The following is a 15,911-nucleotide window of genomic DNA, read 5'->3' on the forward strand; positions in this document are numbered from 1 at the left end:
CCCCCCCGCGTATTGCTGTGCGACGAGCCGACCTCGGCGCTCGACCCCGGCCTGGCGGCCGAAGTGGTCGACGTGCTGCGCCAGCTGGCCGCCGAGGGCATGACCATGCTGATGGCCACGCACGACCTGCGCCTGGCCGCCAGCGTGTCGCGTGAAGCGGTGTTCCTGCTCGATGGCGACGTGGTCGAATCCGGCGCCTCGCGCGACCTCTTCACCCGCCCACGCGACCCGCGCACCGCGGCATTCATCTCGACGCTGACGCAGGACGCCGGCCAGATCGGTTGATGCGGCGCCCGGCCGCCCGGCCGCCCGAAGGCCGGGCAGCCCCCTCGGGGGGCAGCAAGCGCACGCGGTGCACGCAGCGTGGGGGCTCCTACTTCCCGGGAAGGGAGCCTGCCGGATCGACCGCCTGGCCGTCGTAGCGCAGCTCGAAGTACAACCCGACCTGCTTGCTGTCGCTGTTGCCCATTTCCGCGATCTTCTGGCCCTGGCTCACCCGCTGGCCTTCCTTGACCAGCAGCTTGCTGTTGTGGGCGTAGATGCTGAGGAAGCTGGCGTTATGCTTGACGATCACCAGGTGCCCGTAGCCCCGCAGGCCGCTGCCCGAATAGGCGACGGTGCCGGCGGCGGCGGCCACCACCGGCGTGCCGGCGGAATTGGAAATGACGATACCATTGGAGCCCGAGCCGTCGTAGCCGCGGGTCACCTTGCCCTGCGCCGGCCACACCAGCGAGATCGCCCCCGGTGGCGCGGTGCGCCGCTTGCCAGTGGCGGGCGCCGGCGAACGGCTGCCACCCGAGGAACTGGCGCGCGGCTTGGCGGGCGTGGCGGCGGCCTGGCCGGCGGGCGGCGCGACGCGCAACATCTGCCCCACCTCGATCGAGTTGGAGTTGGACAGGTTGTTCCAGCGCACCAGGTTCGATACGCTGGTGCCTTGCTTGCGGGCGATCTGCGTCAGCGTGTCGCCCGACTGCACCCGGTAGTAGCCCGGCTGGACCTTGGTCGTGCCGCAGGCCGCCAGCAGCGCCAGCAGCATGGCCAGCAACGCCAGCCGGACGAGCCGGACCGCGCCGCGGGCCGGCGGCCGCGCCGGCAGGACGCCGGAAACGCCGGCAAAATCGGGAACAGGCAAGGTCTGGGCGGGCAAGGAGAGCACTGAATCCTGGAACGGAGTGGAGAATGACTGCGTCCAAGGGTACCAAGATTTTCGGACGGCGGTATGCCCCGGCAACTTTCGCGGACCATGCCGGGCCGTGTATAACCCGCTGATTGCCGCGAGCGCCAGCTCGCCCTGTGTCACAGCGTCTGCAAGGAACAATATGGGAATGCCCCAAGCGCCGCGAAAGAACCTGTACTGCCTGCTATGGGCCATCCCGTACCTGCTGTGCGGCGTCTTCTCGCGCCTGCTCAACGACCCGGTGAGCCATGCCGTGTTCGTCTGGCTGCCGCCCGGCGTGGCGGTGGGCGCCTATCTGTTGACGCAGCGCCGCAACTGGTCGCTGCTGCTGGCCGCCTTCTTCTGCGCCCAGCTGGCGCTCACCAGCTTCACCCGCGGCCAGCCCGCCACGGCGCTGGTGTTCGCCATCACCGCCAGCCTGTCCAGCCTGCTGGCGGCCTGGACGGTGCAGCGCCTGACCCCGCGCGAAGGCGGCGTGGGCCTGGTGGCGGCGCTGCTGGCCGGCGCGGTGGTCGGCGCCGGCCTGTCCGCGCTACTGGGCGGCGGCTGGCTCTGGCTGACCCAGGAAGCCCATGCCCTGGTGCGGCTGCGCACCTGGGTGGCGGCCTACCTGGCGGGCATCCTGATCCTGGCGCCCGCGCTGACGGTCTGGGCCAATTTCCGCCCGCGCCGTTCGGGCGGTCCGCGGCGGCGCGACCTGGTGCTGGGCGTCATCGCCTACGTCGGCCTGATCGTGTCGACCTTCATGACCTTCGACGGCGACATGATCAAGAACCTGCCGTACGTCGTCACCTTCGAGCTGACCTACCTGCCGCTGGTGTTCGCGGTGCTGACCGCGCTGGTGTGGGGCCCGCTGGGCGGCACCCTGGGCGTCGTCACGCTGACCCTGATGGCGCTCTACCAGAGCGCCCAGGGCGAGGGCCCCTTCGTCGAGGCCAACGACCACTGGCACGTGCTGCTGGCCACCCAGGTCTACCTGGTGGTCACCGCGCTGCTGATCCTGCTGGTCAACACGCTGCGCGGCGCCCGCGCGCAGGAACTCGAAAATGCCGTGCAATGGCGCGGCCGTTTCGACCTGGCGCTGGCGGGCAGCCACCAGCTGATGTACCGCTACAACCCGTTCGACGGCTCGCTCGAGTTGGCCGGCGACCTCCAGGGCGCCTTCGGCATGCAGGCCAACGCCATTCCCACCCTGGACGCGTTGCTGGCGCTGGCCCATCCCGACGACCGCGCGCGCCTGACGCTGCACTGGGCCGCGCGCCGCGCCGGCGCCCAGGACCGCACCCCGCTGCTGTTCCGCATGGCGCACGCCGGCGGCGGCTGGCGCGTGGTCAGCGACCGCGGCTCGCCGCTGGAGGATTTCGACGGCAGCGTGGCCGTCGTGGCCGGCATGTGGCGCCTGGGTGAAGTCGAGCAGGCAGATGTCAACTAACACTGGAGCCCTGCTCATCCACGGCTTGGGCGGCACCCAGTACGACCTGGGTTCGCTGCACAAGATCCTCAAGCGCGCCGGCATCGAGACCCACACGCTGACGCTGCCCGGCCATGGCACCACGCCCGAGGACCTGCTGCCGGTGCGCGCCGAGGACTGGATCGACGCCGTCACCGCCAAGTACCGCGAGGTGGCCGCGCGCCACGACACGCTGCATGTGGTCGGCATGTGCCCGGGCGCGCTGCTGGCGGTGGAGCTGTGCAAGCGCGTGCAGCACCGCAAGGGCAAGCTGGTGAGCCTGGCCGCGCCGGTCTTCATCGACGGCTGGAGCACGCCCTGGTACCGCGGCCTGCGCAATCTGGTCTACCGCATCCCCGGCCTGGCCGCGCGCATGCGGGTCGAAGAGGAAGAGCCCTACGGCATCAAGAACGAACTGGTGCGCTCCATCGTCAAGGCCAAGTTCGAGCGCGGCGAGAATTTCCACTACCGCTGGGTGCCGCTGGCCTGTGTGCGCGAAGTCGACCGCCTGCGCCGCCTGGTGCAACGCGGCCTGAACGCCATCAGCTGCCCCAGCCTGATCATCCACGCCCACGAGGACGAGCTGACCTCGGTGCGTTCGGCGCACTTCCTGAACGACGCCATTCCCGACAGCCGGCTGGTGCTGCTGGACAACAGCTACCACATGATCTGCGTCGACAACGACCGCGACCGGGTCGCCGCCGACATCCTGCAATTCATGGACAAGCGCCCGGCCACCGCGCGCCCGGGCCGCGCCGCCGCGATGAGCGGCGACGAGGTCGAACGCATCCTGGGCGACTACCGCGACGCGATGCTGTCGGGCCAGTTCGAAACCCTGTTCCCGCTGTTCGCCGAGGACGTCGCCTGGCACGAGGAAGGCGACAGCCCCCCTGAGCGGCGTCTACCAGGGCCGCGGCGGCCTGATCGACCTGTTCTCGCGCGTGATGGACTATTCGCGCAACACCTTCACGGTCGACAGCGTCGGCCCGCCGGAACCAGCCGGGCGGTCGATCGCGGTGCCGCTGACGTTCTCCGTGCAGGACGGCCCCATCCGCTACCGCGGCGCCTCCACCCATACCCTGCGCCTGCGCAACAACACCATCGCCAAGGTCACCGCGCGGGCCTCGGACCCGGCCACCGAAGATGCGCTCTGGCGGCGGCTGGCCGTCGCCAGCGGCCTGGAGCCCGAGGGCGACGCGATGGACCGGGAGACGCTGGCGATCGGCGCCGACGACCTGGAGGACGCGTTCGAGGCTGCCGTGATCGAGTTGCGCGCCCTGCCGCAGGCGCCGTCCACCAGCGTCGCCATCCGGCTCTACGCCTACGAGCAGCAGGCGCGGCGCGGCGATGCGCCGCCGCAGGACGCGCCGGACGCCGGCGTGCGCGAACAGGTCGAGCTGGCCACCTGGCGCCTGCTGGCCGGCCTGCCCGCCGACCAGGCGCGGCGCCGCTACATCGCCCTGATCCGGCGCCTCGATCCCGACACCTGAAACCGTCCCCGGCCGCTCGGCCTACAATCGCTCCATGTCCGCCCTGACCCATCCCTCGCGTACCGCCGGCGCCCCGCGCGTCCGGGGCGTGCTGTGGCTGGCGTTCCTGGCGCTGCTGCTGCGCGCCCTGGTGCCGACGGGCTACATGCCCGACGCCCGCGCGCTGCACGACGGCCGGCTCGAAGTGACCTTCTGCTCGGCCGCCGGCGACCTGACCACCTTCAAGATCGCGCTCTCTTCCGACGGCAAGTCCGGCGGCGGCCACTCCAGCGCCGACACCGGCGCGCAGTGCCCGTTCGGCCTGCTGGCCCACGTCACCCCGGCGCCCGCCGCGCAGACCGCCCCGCTGGCGCTCGCCGTCTCCCGCGCCGCCCCCTTCCCGCCCGCCCACGTGGCGGCGCCGGTGCAACCGGCCCAAGGGCCGCCGCTGGGCTCGCGCGCCCCGCCCCTCGCCGCCTGACTCCGCTTTCCCGCGCGGCCCCGCCGCGCCCTTGCGAACCGTCAACCGACGAGGCTTTCATGCATTCCCCCCTTTCGCGCGCCCCCGCGGGCGCCGCGCCGGCGCCCGACCGCCACCGGCGCCGGCTGCTCTCGGCCCTGGCCCTGCTGCCGCTGGCCGGCTGCGGCCCCGACGCCCCCAAGCTCAACGGCATGGACCTGACCAGCATGCCCACCGGCGATTTCCAGCTGCGGGACACCGAGGGCCGGCAACGCCAGCTGGCCGACCACCGCGGCAAGACCGTGATGCTGTTCTTCGGCTTCACCCAATGCCCGGACATCTGCCCCACCGCGCTGACCCGCGCGCTGGAGATCAAGAACCTGCTGGGCGCCGATGCCGCCAGGCTGCAGGTGCTGTTCATCACCGTCGATCCCGAGCGCGACACCCCGGAGATCCTGCAGGCCTACATGCAGGCCTTCGACCCCGCCTTTGTCGGCCTGCGCGGCGACGCCGAGCAGACCCGCGCCGCCGCGCAGTCGTTCAAGGTTTTCTACCAGAAGGTCCCGACCGGCTCGTCCTACACCATGGACCACACCGCGCTGACCTACATCATCGACGCCGAAGGCAAGCTGCGCGTGGCCCTGCGCCACCAGCAGAGCGCCGAGGAATGCGTCGCCGACCTGCGCACGGTGATCTGAACCGCCCCCCGATCCAAGGAAATCCCATGAAAATGACCGCCTTCAAATCCCTCGCCGCCGCCGTCGCCCTGGGCGCCCTGACCCTGGTCCAGGCGCCCGCCCTGGCGCAGGACGCCACCCTCAAGGTGGAAGACGCCTGGGTCCGCGCCACGGTGCCCAGCCAGCACGCCACCGGCGTCTTCATGCGCCTGACCTCCTCCGCCCCGGCGCGCCTGGTCGGCGTCGAATCCGACGCCGCCAAGCACGTCGAGGTGCACGAAATGGCGATGCAGGACAACGTCATGAAAATGCGCCAGATCCCCGCCCTCGACCTGCCCGCCGGCCAGCCGGTGGAACTCAAGCCGGGCGGCTACCACGTCATGCTGATCGACCTGGCCAAACAGGTGTCGGCGGGCGACCCGGTGGCGCTGACGCTGGTGGTGGAAGACGCCAACGGCCAGCAGCGCCGCGTGCCGGTGACCGCCACCGCGCGGCCGCTGGCGGGCGGCGCGGCCCCCCCGCCGCCAAGCATGGACACTGATTAACAGGGACCGTGTCATTGCAAGCGCATTGACACCTGTATTTCAAGCTTGAAATAGCTGTTTGCCTCACAACCCGCGTTTTTTGCAACGCCAAGACGCGCGCCCGGTCGAATCAAGAACACCGGGTGCGCCGTTTTCCTACGCATCCACCGCATTCCCCGCCTCTCAGGAAATCGTCCCCATGCCGCACCGGAGACGACGGCGCGGCCTGCCCCCAGGCCGTTTGCTTTGATTGCCAGGAGCGTTTCATGAAGACCTTGACAGTAACTTTGTTGCTCTGCGCCGGTCTCACCGCCACCGCGGCGGTACAGGCCCAGCAAACCCAGACCATGGCCCCGACCGCCCAGTACAAGCGTGACCTGTACGGCGACTGGCGTGTCAGCTATCCGGCGCCCACGGCCAAGACCTCGGACCAGGTCGCCGCCGAACTCGCCCAGTCCAAGGCCGACGGCCAGTACACCTTCGGCCAGGAAGACTATCCGCCCGCCGTCGCCTCGAACGGCCCCGGGGAAAGCCGCGCCCAGGTCGAACAGGAACTGCAGACCGCCGAGATGCAGGGCCAGATGGCGTCCGACCAGGAAAGCTATCCGCCGGTGCCGATGGCCCATAGCGGTACGTCCGCCATTCAATAACAGGGACACACCGCAACCTGCGGCCCGTCCTGATTCCTCATACAATGCCAGCACACATCCGCCGCCGGCGGCCTCGCGGGGCCCGGCGGCAGCGCGGCGCCCCACGCCGCGCCGGATGCCAGCGTTCCGCGCAGCCGGACGCCTGATCCGCCGGCGATAGACCGGCAACTCTGTGTCTGGATATGCCCGGTAGTTCCGCCTTTTCCTTCCTGCGTACCCTCTGCAGCCTGCGCTGGCTCGCCATCGCGGGCCAGGCCGCCACCATCCTGGTGGCCAGCAGCGTGCTGGGCCTGGCCCTGCCGCTGGAGCCGCTATGGATCGGCGTGGGCGTGCTGATCGGCTTCAACGTCTACGCCAGCCTGCGCCTGCGCCACAGCCGCGACCTGTCGCACGCCACCGCCTTCGGCCACCTGCTGGTGGACATGGCCGTGCTGGCCTGGATGGTGGGCTGGAGCGGCGGACTGAGCAATCCGTTCGGCATGATGTTCCTGATCCTCACCGCCCTGGCGGCGCTGGCGCTGCCGCGCAACTGGGCGCTGGCCGCCGCGCTGGCGGGGATCTCCGGCTATTTCGCCGCCGCCATCTTCGGCCAGCCGCTGCGCGGCGACGTCAACACCCACACCCTGCTGCTGTGGGGCCTGGGCGCCAACTTCCTGATTTCCGTGGTGGTCGTGCTGGTGTTCACCACCCGCCTGGCCGCCGACCTGCGGGCGCGCGAGCGCGAACTGGCGCGGCTGCGCGAGCGCTTCACCCGCAACGAGGGCATCGTCGCCCTGGCCACCCACGCCGCCGCCATGGCGCACGAACTGAACACCCCGCTGGCCACCATGACCCTGCTGGCCGACGAGATCGCCGCCGAGGTCAAGGAGCCCGACCTCAAGCAGGATGTCGCCACCCTCAGCCAGCTGCTGGCCCTGTGCCGGGAACGCATCCGCAATCTGGCGGTCCCAACCGCCGCGGACCTGGTGCGCGTGGTGGGGCAATGGCGCCTGATCCGGCCGACCATCGACCTGCAGCGCTCGGGCACCCTGCCGGCCAGCCTGCGGGTCGATCCGGCCATCGCCCACCTGCTGCAGGCGCTGCTGAACAACGCGGCCGACGCCGGCGAAGCCGCCAGCGAGCCGCGCGTGGACCTGCATCTGGAGTACGGCTATGGCGCCCTGCGCGGCGAAGTGCGCGACTACGGCGGCGGTTTCGACCCCGACCACACGCTGCTGCCGGCCATCAGCCTGTTCAACAGCGGCAAGCCGGGCGGCCTGGGCGTCGGCCTGGCCCTGTCGCACGCCACCGTCGAGCAGATGGGCGGTGAAATGACCATGACCGCCGCCGATGGTGGCGGCACCCGCATCCGTTTCTATTTGCCTCTCGGCACTCCCGGGACCTGATATGTTGAATCCCACCGATCTTGGCCTGCTGATCGACGACGACGAGCTCTACGTGCGCACCCTGCAGCGCAGCCTGTCGCGCCGCGGCCTGGAAACCCGAACCGCCACCGGCATCGCCGAAGCGCTGCGCGTGGCCGAAGAGATCCGCCCGGCCTTCGCGCTGGTCGACCTGCGCCTGGGCGAAGACTCCGGCCTGACCCTGATCCGTCCCCTTCGCGCCCTGCGCGCCGACATGCGCATCCTGCTGGTCACCGGCTACGCCAGCGTCGCCACCGCGGTCGAGGCCATCAAGCGCGGCGCCGACGACTACCTGCCCAAGCCCGCCACCGCGCCGATGATCCTGCGCACCCTGGGCCTGGTGAAGCCGGAAAGCGTTACGATCGAAAGCACCATGACGCCGCTGCACCGCCTAGAATGGGAGCACATCCACCAGGCCCTGCACGAGACCGGCGGCAACGTCTCGGCCGCCGCCCGCCTGCTGGGCATGCACCGGCGCTCCCTGCAGCGCAAGCTGGCCAAGAAACCGGGGCCGGAACGCGAAGTCCTGGTCGACTGATTGGCGCGGATGCCACACATCGCAACAATCCCCTTTTGTGCAGGTGCGACATATCGTCGCACCCCCACCCTCCCCGCAAAGCTCGCTCCCGCCTGGGAAAACCCTTAACACGGCGCCTTGGGGGCAAAAGCCTGCCGGGCAATGCGACCATTCGTCGCAGCCTTGACCCAAATCAACCCGATAGGATGGACGTTGCTGCCTAGCAGCATTCCAGTCTGCTGCTCCGCAGCATTTCCCACCATCCATCCAAGGCTGTACGTGAAACACCCCCTCCTTGCGACCCTTACGCGCATTTTCGGCGTCGGCGCGGTCATGCTGCTTGGCGGCTGCAACATGGAAATCCTCTCCCCCAAGGGAGACATTGGCGCTCAGGAAAAGACCCTGCTGTTCACGGCAACCGGTCTGATGCTCATCGTGGTGACCCCGGTCATCATCATGATCCTGACGTTTGCCTGGAAATACCGCGCATCCAATACCAAAGCCGACTACCAGCCCAAGTGGGCCCACTCCACGGCGATCGAAGTCGTGGTCTGGACCGTGCCATGTATCATCGTGGCGATCCTCGCCGTGATCACCTGGCGCTCCACGCACGCGCTCGATCCCTACAAGCCGCTCGTCTCCGAGCACAAGCCGGTCACCATCGAGGTGGTGTCGCTGGATTGGAAGTGGCTGTTCATCTACCCCGAGTACGACATCGCCACGGTCAATGAGATCGCGTTCCCGGTCGACGTCCCGGTCAATTTCCGGATCACCTCGGCCTCGGTCATGAACTCGTTCTTCATTCCCCAGCTGGGCAGCCAGATCTACTCGATGGCCGGCATGGAGACCAAGCTGCACCTGAACGCGCGCGAGCCCGGCACCTACGCCGGCATCTCGGCCAACTACAGCGGCGCCGGCTTCTCCGGCATGCGCTTCAAGGCCATCGCCACGTCGCAGGAAGGTTTCGACAACTGGGTCAAGGAAGCCAAGGCTTCGGGCGCCTCGCTGACTCCGGCGGTGTACCAGGAACTGACCAAGCGCAGCGAGCGCAACCCGGTCGTCAAGTACGCCTCGGTGCCGCCGTCCATGTTCGACTACATCCTGGGCAGCACCATGTCCAAGATGGCCGGCGTCGACGATGCCACGTGCACCCCCACGTCGAATAATCTTGTCGCAGGATTGAATCAATAATGTTCGGGAAACTCACCCTAGAGGCCATTCCGTACCATGAACCCATCGTCATGGTTACGCTGGCCGCCGTGTGCCTGGGAGGCCTGGCGGTCTTCGGCGCCGTCACCTACTTCGGCAAGTGGAAGTACCTCTGGACGGAATGGCTGACCTCCGTCGACCACAAGCGCATCGGCGTGATGTACATCATCGTCGCGCTGATCATGCTGCTGCGCGGCTTCGCCGACGCCATCATGATGCGTACCCAGTTGGCCGTCGCCTCGGCCGACTCCGCCGGCTTCCTGCCGCCCCACCACTACGACCAGATCTTCACCGCCCACGGCGTCATCATGATTTTCTTCATGGCGATGCCCTTCATCACCGGGCTGATGAACATCGTGGTGCCGCTGCAGATCGGCGCCCGCGACGTGGCCTACCCGTTCCTGAACTCGCTGAGCTTCTGGCTGTTCGGCGCCGGCGTCGCGCTGATGATGATCTCGCTGTTCGTCGGTGAATTCGCCGCGACCGGCTGGCTCGCCTATCCGCCGCTGTCCGGGCTCGATTACAGCCCAAGTGTCGGGGTCGACTACTACATCTGGGCGCTGCAGATCTCCGGGCTGGGTACAACACTCAGCGGCATCAACTTCATCGTCACCATCCTGCGCATGCGCGCGCCGGGCATGACCCTGATGAAGATGCCGATCTTCACCTGGACCTCGCTGGTCACCAACGTCCTGATCGTGGCCGCCTTCCCGGTGCTGGCCGCCACGCTGGCGCTGCTGACCGCCGACCGCTACCTGGGCACGCACTTCTTCACGAACGACATGGGCGGCAACGTCATGATGTACGTGAACCTGATCTGGATCTGGGGCCACCCCGAGGTCTACATCCTGGTGCTGCCGGCCTTCGGCGTGTACTCCGAAGTGGTCGCCACGTTCGCCCGCAAGACCCTGTTCGGCTACAAGTCCATGGTCTACGCCACGGCCGCCATCGGCGTGCTGTCGTTCCTGGTCTGGCTGCACCACTTCTTCACCATGGGCGCGGGGGCCAACGTCAACGCGTTCTTCGGCATTGCCACAATGATCATCTCGATCCCGACGGGCGCGAAGATCTTCAACTGGCTGTTCACCATCTACCGCGGCCGCCTGCGCATCACCACGCCGGTGCTGTGGACGCTGGGCTTCATGCTGGTGTTCGTCATCGGCGGCATGACCGGCGTGATGCTGGCCATCCCCGGCGTGTCGTTCGTGCTGCACAACAGCCTGTTCCTGATCGCCCACTTCCACAACACCATCATCGGTGGCGTGGTGTTCGGTTGCATCGCCGGCATGACCTACTGGTTCCCCAAGGCTTTCGGCTTCAAGCTGAACGAACGCCTGGGCCGCTACTCGTTCTACTGCTGGTTCGTCGGCTTCTTCCTGGCCTTCATGCCCCTGTACATCCTGGGCTTCAAGGGCATGACGCGTCGCCTGAACCACTACGACAACCCCGAATGGCAGCCCTACCTGCTGGTCGCGCTGGCCGGCGCCGCGCTGATCATGCTGGGCATCTGGTTCCTGCTGCAACAAGTGTTCGTGTCCGTGCGCCAGCGCAAGCAGAACCAGGACATCACCGGCGATCCCTGGGATGGCCGCACCCTGGAATGGTCGATCTCGTCGCCCGCGCCTTTCTACAACTTCGCCCATGTTCCTCACGTCGATGAACTGGACCAGTTCTGGGAAGACAAGCAGAGCGGCAAGGCCTACAAGCGCCCGGCCAAGTACGAAGACATCCACATGCCGAAGAACACCGCCGCCGGCGTCTTCATCGGCGCGTTCGGCCTGGTCATGTGCTTTGCCCTGATCTGGCACATCCGGTGGCTGTCGATCGTCGGTTTCGTCGGCATGATCGGTTCGTTCATCGTCCGCGCCTATGACCGCGACGTCGACTACTGGGTCCCGGCCGCGGAAGTCGAACGCATCGAAAACGCCCACTTTGAAAAAATGCAGAAGGCCGCCTGAGCCATGATTCAAGCCGTAGCCACTCACCCCCACGCGGGTCACGACGATCACGCGCACCATGACGATGGATCCAAGACCGTTTTCGGTTTCTGGGTCTACCTCATGAGCGACTTGCTGATCTTTTCGGTGCTGTTCGCGACGTTCGCGGTGCTGGCCAACGCCACCGCGGGCGGCCCCACCGGCAAGGAACTGTTCGACCTGAAGTTCGTGCTGGTCGAAACCCTGTTGCTGCTGTTCTCGAGCTTCACTTTCGGCATGGCCAACCTGAACGTCCACGCCAACAACAAGAGCCGCGCAATCGGCTGGTTGATGGTCACGTTCCTGTTCGGCGCGGGCTTCATCGCGATGGAAGTCTATGAATTCCATCACCTGATCACCGAAGGCGCGGGCCCCGGCCGCAGCGCCTACCTGTCGGCGTTCTTCACGCTGATCGGCACGCACGGCCTGCACGTGACGTTCGGCCTGATCTGGATCGTCGTCATGATCGACATGATCCGCCGCCATGGCCTGGACTCGATCAACAAGCGTCGTCTGGCGTGCCTGAGCCTGTTCTGGCACTTCCTGGACATCGTCTGGATCTGCGTCTTCACCTTCGTCTATCTTCTGGGAGCCCTCTGATGTCGCACTCCGCTGCGGCCGCACACGGCCACGACGATCACGCCGCCGACCACGGCACCGTGAAGTCCTACATCATCGGTTTCGTGCTTTCGCTCCTGCTCACCTTCGGCTCGTTCGGCCTGGTGATGAGCGGCGCGCTATCCCACACCATCACCATCATCGGCGTGGTGGCGCTGTGCGTGCTCCAGCTGCTGGTGCAGCTGGTGTACTTCCTGCACATGGGCGCTTCGAAATCGGCCCGCGACAACCTGGCCACGTTCGTCTTCACCGTGATGATCATCGCCATCATCGTCGGGGGTTCGGCCTGGGTGCTGTACAACATGAACGTCAACATGGGCCACGCCATGTAAGACCCGTCATCCGATGACGACAGACAGGCGCCGCGAGGCGCCTGTTTTTTTTTGGCGGGCCGCGCCCGCAACCGGGCGGACATGGCCCGAGGCTCAGTCCGGCGCCTTCACCGTCAGCGTCACGCCGGCGCGCTGCGCCAGTTCACGCGCGCTGACCCCGACGAACGGCTGCACCCGCGCGCCCTGCTCCAGGTCGCAGGCCGGCGCCCGGGCCGCGCCATCCAGCACCTGCCGCAAGGCCCGCGCGGCCGACGGCCCCAGCGGCCCGTTGTCGCCCAGCTTCCAGGCCAGCATGTCCGCCACCGCCATGCCGCAGCGCGCCGGCGTGGCGTACAGGCCGGCGTCGTGCTCCAGCAGCATGCGCGCCTTGGCATCGTTGCCCAGCCGCAGCATGATGACCAGGGGCAAGGCGTCCGCGTCCACCACGCCGCGCAGCCGCAGGTCGCCGTCGCTGCGATCCGACGGATTGGCGCCCGCCTGCAACCAGGCCAGGTACAGATCGTCGGGCAGCCAGGGCAGCGACAACGGCGCGACATCGCGGCGGGTCACGCCCGAGGGGTTGCCGTCATAGGCCAGCGGCGCCCCCGCCGCCAGCAGCCGCTCGGCGGTGGCGCGCAAGCGCGCGCGCAGGCCATCCCATTGCGGGCCATTGCCTTGCGCGTCGGCGCGGTTCTCGACCTCGTTCCATTGCCGCAGCAGGCTCGACAGCGGCGCCGCCGTCAGCGGCGCGCGCGGCTTGCCGGCGGCGGCCTGCGCCAGGCGGTCCACCAGTTCCGGCGACATCTGCCGCGCCGCCAGGCTCAGGGCCTCGTCCATGCCGGCGCGCTGCTGGCCGCCCTTCGGCCCATAGCCGCCCACCGTCGGGTCGGCGCCGTGCGCCAGCGCGAACGCCACGCGCTCGGACACCGGATACACGGTCTGCGGCGAGAGCTCGCCGCTGGGCGACTCGCGCAGCGCTTCCAGCAACGGCGTTTCCCACATGGCCTGGTCGCCGTAATACATGCGGATGTAGACGGCATTGATGTCCGCCCCCTTGGCCAGCAGCTTGTCGGCGAACCAGAACTTCGACGGGCTGCCCATGGCCGCGTGCAGCACCGAGCGGCCGCTCTTGTCGCGGCCGTTCGGGTTGGCGCCCTTGGCCAGCAGGTAGTCGAGCGTGTCCTTGTCCTCGGCCGAGTACGACACCCGCCGCAGCAGCAGCGGCGTGCCATTCGAGTCGGGCGCCTCCAGCGAAGCGCCGGCGGCGATCAGGACGTCGGCCAACGCATAGCGCTCGGCCGCCGGGCGGCTGTCGCCCGACGGCGGCAGGGCCGCGGCCAGCAGCGGCGCGCCGCGATTGGGACCGTCGACCTTGGCGCCGGCCGCCAGCAACGCCCGCACCATCCCGGGCTGGCGGCCATAGGTGGCGGCGCTGAGCGCCGACACGCCGTACTCGTTGACGCCGCTCGGATCCTGGCCGCCGCGCAGTTCGGCGCGCACCGCGTCCAGGTCGCCCGCGCGGATGGCCTCGAAGATCGCCAGCCGCGGCCGGCACGCCGCGGCATCCAGCGTCCTGGCGTCCAGGGCAGCGCCGATACGGGCGGCCACGTTCGCCGGCATCGCTTCGCCCGCCGCCAGGCGGCGCGAGCAGTATTGGCGGAAGTCCTCCCGCGCCAGCGTCTCGTAATAGTCGCGCAGTTCGCGCTGCCGGTCGCGCAACTTGAGGCGCGCATCGGCGCGGTTCAGGTAGGCCGGCGTGCGCGCCGGGTCGCGGCGCAGCACCTCGCCCAGCACCCGCTCCGCTTCGGCCAGCTCGCCGCCCCGGCCCGACTCGCCCAGCCAGAAGCCATAGTCGTTCAACGCGGTCAGCGCCTCGGCGTCCTTGCCCGCCGGGTCGATCTCGCGATAGTCGTGTTCCAGCATGAAGCGCCGCAGGTCCGCCAGCGCGCGGCCGAACTCGGCGGCCTTGGCGCGCGGGATGGCGCGCACCGCCTGGTGCAAGGCGCGAAACGCGACCGGCACATCGCCCGCCGGCCGCGTCTCGAAGCGCACGTCCGCGGGCCACGCCGGCAAGCGGCTCGGATACCCCGCCAGCGCCGGCTTGAGCGTGGCCAGCGCCTGCGCGCGGCGCGTCTCGTCCCAGGGCTGGTCGGCCGTCGCCACCACCCGTGCGGCATCGGCCTGCACGCGGATCACGGCCCCGGAGGCATCCACCAGGAAGCCATCGGCGCGGCCCTCGGCGGCATCGGGATAGGTGTAGGTCACCCAATAGAAGACCTGGCCGTCGCGGGGCGCCGTGACACTGACATTTTCCGCGCGGTCGGCGCGCCACGCCGCCGGGTCGATCACCAGCGCCCGCGAACGGAACGCCAGCTCGGACGGCGAGCCCGCGCCGCCCGGCCGCAGATAGCGATACAGGAACAGGCGGTTTTCCAGCTGGCCGACCAGCAAGGCGTCCTTGGCATTTTCAGTGCCCCAGACACGGCGCTCGGGCTCGCGCAGCGGATAGCGGCCCAGCCGCATGGCCTCGATGGCGGCGCCGATGTCGTGCGCCGCGACGGGCGGCGGCGCGGACATGGCGAACAGGCCGGCCAGCGCCAGCGCAACGGCGCCGAAACGGCGGGGAACCGCAAGAGGGGCAAGACGGGACATCGTGGGGACCTGTAATGGGAAGCGGGCCGATGATACCGCCCCATCTGTCCGCCGCCGCGCCCGATGCCGGCGGCTTTGACACATCGCAGAAAGGGTCATCCCCCCTTCGTTATATATTTCAGCATATAACGATTCCTTCAAATCTTGCCTTGAACCGCCATGGATGCCGTCCTGACCGCCGCCCCGCCCGCCCGGGACATCGATGCCCTGACCTGTAGCCTGCTGGAGCAGGCCGTGCCCGGCCATCCCGACACCCGCTTTTTCGCGACGGTGATCGGCAAGAGCCTGGCGCATCGCGACCTGGCCCGCACCGGCCTGTCGCCGACCGAACTGGCCGAAGTGCTGGCCAACCTGTTCCCTGGCGCGCAGGCCGGCTCCGCGCCGGCCTATGCCAACCTGCGGGCGCAACTGCTGGCTTACGCGGCGCGCGGCCTGGCCAGCCCGCAAGCGGATTTCACGCGGCTGCTGCGCGTGCTGCTCGACGCCTGTAGCGGCCAGGCCTCGACCACCGCCTGGGTCACCAGCGTGCTGGCGCAAGCCTGCCTGCGCCCCGACCACCTGTGGCGCGACCTGGGCCTGAACGGACGCGAGGACGTCACCGCGCTGCTGACGCGCCACTATCCCGGCCTGGTGGCGCGCAACACGCAAAATCTGCGCTGGAAGAAGTTCCTGGCGTATTCCGCGTTCGAGCATGCCGGCCAGCCCGCCGCCGCCGCGCCCGGCTGTGCGGACTGCGAGGACCATGGGTTCTGCTATGGGGATGGCGGCCCGCGTTGAGCCGGCGCTTGAGGGCGCGCGGCGCCTGCGCCCTGCGCCGG

The 15,911-nt window shown here is 68.7% G+C and carries 15 protein-coding genes and 2 pseudogenes; 15 read left to right on the forward strand and 2 right to left on the reverse strand.

Annotation, left to right across the window (positions count from 1 at the left end):
- Positions 1-285, forward strand: a pseudogene (locus tag AOZ49_RS26150) (amino acid ABC transporter ATP-binding protein); the annotation flags it as partial.
- An 88-nt stretch (positions 286-373) separates the two neighbouring features.
- Here AOZ49_RS26150 and AOZ49_RS26155 read toward each other — a convergent pair.
- Positions 374-1,147, reverse strand: a complete 774-nt coding sequence (locus tag AOZ49_RS26155) for a peptidoglycan DD-metalloendopeptidase family protein (RefSeq protein ID WP_082380589.1) — start codon at positions 1,145-1,147, stop codon at positions 374-376.
- A 178-nt stretch (positions 1,148-1,325) separates the two neighbouring features.
- On the opposite strand from AOZ49_RS26155, the gene AOZ49_RS26160 reads away from it, so the two are divergent.
- The 13 genes and pseudogenes from AOZ49_RS26160 to cyoD all read left to right on the forward strand — a co-directional run bounded on the left by AOZ49_RS26160 (position 1,326) and on the right by cyoD (position 12,462).
- Positions 1,326-2,609, forward strand: coding sequence for an MASE1 domain-containing protein (locus tag AOZ49_RS26160; protein ID WP_054428639.1), 1,284 nt, complete (start codon positions 1,326-1,328; stop codon positions 2,607-2,609).
- Positions 2,599-3,249: pseudogene (locus tag AOZ49_RS33700) on the forward strand (alpha/beta hydrolase); the annotation flags it as partial. The gene AOZ49_RS26160 and the pseudogene AOZ49_RS33700, both read left to right, overlap by 11 nt.
- A 322-nt stretch (positions 3,250-3,571) precedes the next feature.
- Complete coding sequence (locus AOZ49_RS33705; RefSeq protein ID WP_231690448.1) at positions 3,572-4,117, forward strand: acyl-CoA-binding protein; 546 nt, start codon at positions 3,572-3,574, stop codon at positions 4,115-4,117.
- Between the two features lie 34 nt (positions 4,118-4,151).
- The gene (locus tag AOZ49_RS26170; protein ID WP_054478605.1) at positions 4,152-4,577 is read left to right on the forward strand and encodes a DUF2946 family protein; all 426 of its coding nucleotides are present in this window, start codon (positions 4,152-4,154) and stop codon (positions 4,575-4,577) included.
- A 59-nt stretch (positions 4,578-4,636) separates the two neighbouring features.
- On the forward strand, positions 4,637-5,254 hold the full coding sequence (locus AOZ49_RS26175) for an SCO family protein (protein WP_054478607.1): 618 nt from the start codon (positions 4,637-4,639) through the stop codon (positions 5,252-5,254).
- Between the two features lie 26 nt (positions 5,255-5,280).
- Positions 5,281-5,778 carry a copper chaperone PCu(A)C gene (locus tag AOZ49_RS26180; protein WP_197286782.1) on the forward strand — a complete coding sequence of 166 codons (498 nt, stop codon included), beginning with the start codon at positions 5,281-5,283 and terminating at the stop codon, positions 5,776-5,778.
- A gap of 245 nt (positions 5,779-6,023) precedes the next feature.
- The gene (locus AOZ49_RS26185; protein WP_054428644.1) at positions 6,024-6,407 is read left to right on the forward strand and encodes a DUF4148 domain-containing protein; all 384 of its coding nucleotides are present in this window, start codon (positions 6,024-6,026) and stop codon (positions 6,405-6,407) included.
- Positions 6,408-6,589: 182 nt separating this feature from the next.
- On the forward strand, positions 6,590-7,792 hold the full coding sequence (locus AOZ49_RS26190; protein WP_054478609.1) for an ATP-binding protein: 1,203 nt from the start codon (positions 6,590-6,592) through the stop codon (positions 7,790-7,792).
- 1 nt (position 7,793) lies between these two features.
- The gene (locus AOZ49_RS26195) at positions 7,794-8,348 is read left to right on the forward strand and encodes a response regulator transcription factor (RefSeq protein ID WP_369815877.1); all 555 of its coding nucleotides are present in this window, start codon (positions 7,794-7,796) and stop codon (positions 8,346-8,348) included.
- A 258-nt stretch (positions 8,349-8,606) separates the two neighbouring features.
- Positions 8,607-9,518, forward strand: a complete 912-nt coding sequence (gene cyoA, locus AOZ49_RS26200) for a ubiquinol oxidase subunit II (RefSeq protein ID WP_054478611.1) — start codon at positions 8,607-8,609, stop codon at positions 9,516-9,518.
- Complete coding sequence (cyoB, locus tag AOZ49_RS26205; protein WP_054478613.1) at positions 9,518-11,494, forward strand: cytochrome o ubiquinol oxidase subunit I; 1,977 nt, start codon at positions 9,518-9,520, stop codon at positions 11,492-11,494. The genes cyoA and cyoB overlap by 1 nt, the downstream gene beginning before the upstream one ends.
- A 3-nt stretch (positions 11,495-11,497) precedes the next feature.
- Positions 11,498-12,112, forward strand: coding sequence for a cytochrome o ubiquinol oxidase subunit III (cyoC, locus tag AOZ49_RS26210; RefSeq protein WP_006387443.1), 615 nt, complete (start codon positions 11,498-11,500; stop codon positions 12,110-12,112).
- Positions 12,112-12,462, forward strand: a complete 351-nt coding sequence (cyoD, locus tag AOZ49_RS26215; protein WP_006391013.1) for a cytochrome o ubiquinol oxidase subunit IV — start codon at positions 12,112-12,114, stop codon at positions 12,460-12,462. The genes cyoC and cyoD overlap by 1 nt, the downstream gene beginning before the upstream one ends.
- A 93-nt stretch (positions 12,463-12,555) precedes the next feature.
- On the opposite strand, the gene AOZ49_RS26220 is transcribed toward cyoD, so the two are convergent.
- Positions 12,556-15,093: an ankyrin repeat domain-containing protein gene (locus AOZ49_RS26220; protein ID WP_369815878.1), complete on the reverse strand. Its 2,538-nt coding sequence runs from the start codon at positions 15,091-15,093 to the stop codon at positions 12,556-12,558.
- A 159-nt stretch (positions 15,094-15,252) separates the two neighbouring features.
- On the opposite strand from AOZ49_RS26220, the gene AOZ49_RS26225 reads away from it, so the two are divergent.
- Positions 15,253-15,870 (forward strand): nitrogen fixation protein NifQ, encoded by a 618-nt coding sequence (locus AOZ49_RS26225; RefSeq protein WP_054478617.1) that lies wholly within the window; start codon positions 15,253-15,255, stop codon positions 15,868-15,870.
- Positions 15,871-15,911 lie beyond the last annotated feature (41 nt).

It is taken from the genome of Achromobacter sp. 2789STDY5608615 (assembly GCF_001298995.1).
GTDB classification, from domain to species: Bacteria; Pseudomonadota; Gammaproteobacteria; order Burkholderiales; family Burkholderiaceae_B; genus Achromobacter; species Achromobacter insuavis.

Bases quoted from the DNA above. Each gene is read 5' to 3' on its own strand.
- AOZ49_RS26160 (WP_054428639.1), top strand. From the start codon at position 1,326: ATGCCCCAAGCGCCGCGAAAGAACCTGTACTGCCTGCTATGGGCCATC.
- AOZ49_RS33705 (WP_231690448.1), top strand. From the start codon at position 3,572: ATGGACTATTCGCGCAACACCTTCACGGTCGACAGCGTCGGCCCGCCG.
- AOZ49_RS26170 (WP_054478605.1), top strand. From the start codon at position 4,152: ATGTCCGCCCTGACCCATCCCTCGCGTACCGCCGGCGCCCCGCGCGTC.
- AOZ49_RS26175 (WP_054478607.1), top strand. From the start codon at position 4,637: ATGCATTCCCCCCTTTCGCGCGCCCCCGCGGGCGCCGCGCCGGCGCCC.
- AOZ49_RS26180 (WP_197286782.1), top strand. From the start codon at position 5,281: ATGAAAATGACCGCCTTCAAATCCCTCGCCGCCGCCGTCGCCCTGGGC.
- AOZ49_RS26185 (WP_054428644.1), top strand. From the start codon at position 6,024: ATGAAGACCTTGACAGTAACTTTGTTGCTCTGCGCCGGTCTCACCGCC.
- AOZ49_RS26190 (WP_054478609.1), top strand. From the start codon at position 6,590: ATGCCCGGTAGTTCCGCCTTTTCCTTCCTGCGTACCCTCTGCAGCCTG.
- AOZ49_RS26195 (WP_369815877.1), top strand. From the start codon at position 7,794: ATGTTGAATCCCACCGATCTTGGCCTGCTGATCGACGACGACGAGCTC.
- cyoB (WP_054478613.1), top strand. From the start codon at position 9,518: ATGTTCGGGAAACTCACCCTAGAGGCCATTCCGTACCATGAACCCATC.
- cyoC (WP_006387443.1), top strand. From the start codon at position 11,498: ATGATTCAAGCCGTAGCCACTCACCCCCACGCGGGTCACGACGATCAC.
- cyoD (WP_006391013.1), top strand. From the start codon at position 12,112: ATGTCGCACTCCGCTGCGGCCGCACACGGCCACGACGATCACGCCGCC.
- AOZ49_RS26220 (WP_369815878.1), bottom strand. From the start codon at position 15,093: ATGTCCCGTCTTGCCCCTCTTGCGGTTCCCCGCCGTTTCGGCGCCGTT.
- AOZ49_RS26225 (WP_054478617.1), top strand. From the start codon at position 15,253: ATGGATGCCGTCCTGACCGCCGCCCCGCCCGCCCGGGACATCGATGCC.